The organism is Actinomyces sp. Z5 (assembly GCF_003287795.1).
GTDB classification, from domain to species: Bacteria; Actinomycetota; Actinomycetes; order Actinomycetales; family Actinomycetaceae; genus Actinomyces; species Actinomyces glycerinitolerans.
Genome location: NZ_QMIN01000098.1, coordinates 67,551 through 71,296 on the forward strand (window position 1 = coordinate 67,551; position 3,746 = coordinate 71,296).

At 68.6% G+C, this 3,746-nt stretch carries 3 protein-coding genes; all 3 read left to right on the top strand.

Annotated features, from left to right (window positions below; all coding sequences use genetic code 11):
- A partial coding sequence (locus DRB06_RS13240; protein ID WP_146750898.1) for a putative PEP-binding protein occupies positions 1-927 on the top strand: 927 nt, incomplete at its 5' end.
- Positions 924-1,934 carry an acyl-CoA thioesterase II gene (locus tag DRB06_RS13245; protein ID WP_108968179.1) on the top strand — a complete coding sequence of 337 codons (1,011 nt, stop codon included), beginning with the start codon at positions 924-926 and terminating at the stop codon, positions 1,932-1,934. The genes DRB06_RS13240 and DRB06_RS13245, both read left to right, overlap by 4 nt.
- A 406-nt stretch (positions 1,935-2,340) precedes the next feature.
- Positions 2,341-3,666: an Ig-like domain-containing protein gene (locus DRB06_RS13250; RefSeq protein ID WP_108968181.1), complete on the top strand. Its 1,326-nt coding sequence runs from the start codon at positions 2,341-2,343 to the stop codon at positions 3,664-3,666.
- The last annotated feature ends 80 nt before the right edge of the window (positions 3,667-3,746 follow it).

The following is a 3,746-nucleotide window of genomic DNA, read 5'->3' on the forward strand; positions in this document are numbered from 1 at the left end:
GACGGCGCCACCAAGGACGGCCACGAGGTGCAGCTGCTCGCCAACGTGGGCGACGGCGCCGCCGCCCGCTCGGCCGCAGAGGCCAACGCCATGGGCGTGGGCCTGTTCCGCACCGAGTTCTGCTTCCTGGACCAGCCCGAGGAGCCCAGCGTCGACGACCAGGTCGAGGCTTACAAGGCGGTCCTGGCGGCCTTCCCCGGCAAGAAGGTGGTGGTGCGCACGCTGGACGCCGGCGCCGACAAGCCACTGCCCTTCCTCACCGACGCCACCGAGGCCAACCCGGCCCTGGGCGTGCGCGCCTACCGCACCACCCGCCGCGACCCGGAGGTTCTTGACCATCAGCTGGAGGCCCTGGCCAAGGCCGAGGCCGAGACCAACGCCAAGGTTTGGGTGATGGCCCCCATGATCTCCACGGCGGAGGAGGCCAAAGCCTTCACCGAGAAGGCCCGCTCCTACGGCCTGCAGACGGCCGGCATGATGATCGAGGTGCCGTCGGCGGCGATCATGGCGGACAAGATGTTCGAGTACGCCGACTTCGCCTCCATCGGCACCAACGATCTGACCCAGTACGTGATGGCCGCCGACCGGCTGCTGTCCTCACTGGCGGACCTCTCCACCGCCTGGCAGCCGGCCGTGCTGCGCCTGATCAAGGAGGCCTGCGACGGCGCCGCCCCGCACGGGCGCCCGGTGGGCGTGTGCGGTGAGGCCGCCGCCGACCCGGCACTGGCGACGGTGCTGGTGGGCCTGGGCGTGGCCAGCCTGTCCATGACCGCCCGCGCCCTGCCCGACGTCGACGCCGTGCTGAAGTCGGTGGACCTGGCCGAGTGCCAGCGGCTTGCCGGTATCGCGACCAGCTCGGCGACCGCCGAGGAGGCCCGGCAGGCGGTGCGCGCCGAACTGCCCATCCTGGAGGAGCTCGGTCTTTGACGCATCCGTATCCCGTTCCCCCCGCCACCACCGAACCGCTCGGGTCCGTCACACGGATCCTCGCTCTTGAGGAGGTGGTCGGCGCGGGGGACGGGACGGAGGCGTTCACGGGTTCCTCGCTTCCCCAGATCTCCGGACGCATCTACGGCGGACAGGTAGTTGCCCAGGGCCTGTTGGCGGCCGCCGCCACGATGGTTGACGACGGCGACGGCCCCCGGCAGCCGCACTCCGTGCATGCCTTCTTCATGCGCGGCGGCAAGCCGGGCGAGCCGCTGCGCTTCGAGGTGGAGCGGATGCATGATGGCCGCTCCTTCTCCCAGCGCCGCACCACCACGACCCAGGACGGGGCGCCGATCCTGACGATGGTCTCCTCCTTCCAGGAGCGGCAGGAGGGCACCGAGGTGCAGCTAGAGGCGCCCGACGTGCCGCCGCCGGAGGAGTTGACCAGTGCGCTGGAGATCTTCCGCTCCATCGATCACCCGGTGGCCAAGTTCCTGGGACGCACCACCGCCTTCGACATCCGCCACGTGGAGGGCAACATCTACCTGCGCCCCGGCAAGCAGACGGAGGGCCGCCAGCACCTGTGGGTGCGCTCGCGCGGGGCGCTTCCACCGGACACCACCCAGACGGTGCATCGGGCACTGCTGACCTACATGTGCGACCAGGTCATGCTGGAGCCCGCGCTGCGCAGTCAGGGGTTGTCCTGGCGCAGCGAGGGCATGAGCCTGGCCACCCTGGACCACGCCCAGTGGTTCCACCGCGACGTCGACGCGGGGGATTGGCTGCTGTTCGTGCAGGACTCCCCCACTTCCCAGGGCGGGCGCTCCATGGCCCGGGCGGAGGTGTTCGACTCCGCCGGGCGCCTGGTCTCCACGATCGCGCAGGAGGGCATGATCCGCACTCCGACGGCTACTTCGCACGGGAGCGGCGACTGGGCGATTCGGGTGGCCGAGGGCGACGACGGCGGGCCGATTCCGGAGGCCGCGGATCCGCAGCCCTCGGCCTGACACCGTCTCGACGCAACACCGGTCCGGGCCGGCTCAGTCTCGGCCTGGCACCGGTCCGGGCCGACGCCGGCCGGGGCCGACACCATCTTCGCCCGACACCGTCTCGGACTGCCAGCCGACGTCGCAGCAAGGGGCGTGCGCACGAACGACATCACACGAGATTGCTTGCAACACCGTTGCTAGCGACTTGGTGATAAACGCAACAGCTTATTACATGCGATGCCGCACAAACGCGCTTAGAGACGCACAGTTAAGGGTATGCTGCCGAATTGAGACCTAGCGCCGCGAACCTACGCGCTCCTGTCTGACACGTCGGTTGTCACCACGAGAAGGCGGGAGCGCGCAGTCGTCGCGACGGTCCTGGATACAAAACACTCTCCCGATAACGGCATGAGAAAGGAGTCCCATGCGCTCCCGCACCGCCTCTCACCTTCTGGCGGTACTTGCTCTCGGGGCATTGGCCCTGGTGATGATCGTCCCCGCTACTTTCATCAGCTCGGCAAGCGCCGCCGAAGACACGTGCACCACCACCACCGAGACCCCCGACGTCTCGCTTCTCAAAAACGATCAACCGGTGTCCGCCGAAAACACGGCGGTCGCCTGGGAAATGCTGAAGCTACAGTTCGACCTCACGCTCAATAACGGCCACTGCGCCGGTCAGACCTATGAGATCGGTACTCCCGCCGAGCTGCGGTTCGATTCCGGAACCACCTGGAACCTCAACACCGAGAGCGGCGAAACCGCCGCCACCATGACCTACCGGGCCGATGAGGACGGCACGAATGGCCGCCTGGTCATCACACTGACCGACTACGTCGAGTCTCACCAGGACGTGTCCCTGTCCGGCTGGGTCGACACCCGGCTGACCAGCGCGATCACTCCTTCCAGCACCGAGACCCTCACGTTCAACATCAATGGCGAGGTCACCACCGTCGAGGTGCCCGTCGGCGTGTGCGAGGGCAACTGCACCGAGATGCCCAGTTATCTCGCCAAGTTCGGCTCCGCCCCTGCACCTGACGCTGATGGCGTCAGTGCGGGCAGCGTGACCATCCAGACACCCACTGTCACCCCGGAGATGGCCGCCGGAGCCGACTCCGTGACGCTGAATTGGAGTGATGAGCTCACCTCACCCGACCAGACCTTCACCTGCAGCGCCACCGCCCACTCGTACACGGGACGCAACGAGTGGGGGGACCCCACCGGCGGCACCGCCGCGCAGGTGAACGTCACCAGCTGCACCGACAAGACCATCAGTGGAACGGTCGTAATTCCCGCGGGACAGTTCGCCCGAATCACCCTGCCCATGAACTTCCGCGGCGCCGGCCCGTGGACGGACACCGCCTCGTTGGTCTTCGGCAGCAACACCTTGGAGCGTGAGACCGAAGTGATCCTCCGCAACGGCGGCGGCTCCGCCAGCGGCAACGTGCCGGTCGTCCCGACTCCGAGCGAGTCTCCTGCTCCCTCCGCGACCCCGAGCGAGTCGCCCACGCCGACCGAGTCCGCCACTCCTTCCGAGTCGCCCTCCGCGACCCCGAGCGAGTCGGAGAGCCCGGCTGCAACCGCCTCGGCGACCCCCAGCACAAGCCGCGTGGTCGTCACCACCTCCTCTACGCCGTCGCCGCACCGCTCACTGGCCCGCACCGGCGCCAACAGCCTGGTGCTCGTACTCGGCGCAGGCTCACTGCTGATCGCCGGCGCGGTCGCACTCCAGCGCGCCCGTGCTCGCGAGTGACGCCGATCGTCCGCCTGCCCAGCTGAGCTTCGGCCCGGCAGCGAAACGGGTGGGGCCCCGGATCTCAACGATCCGGGGCC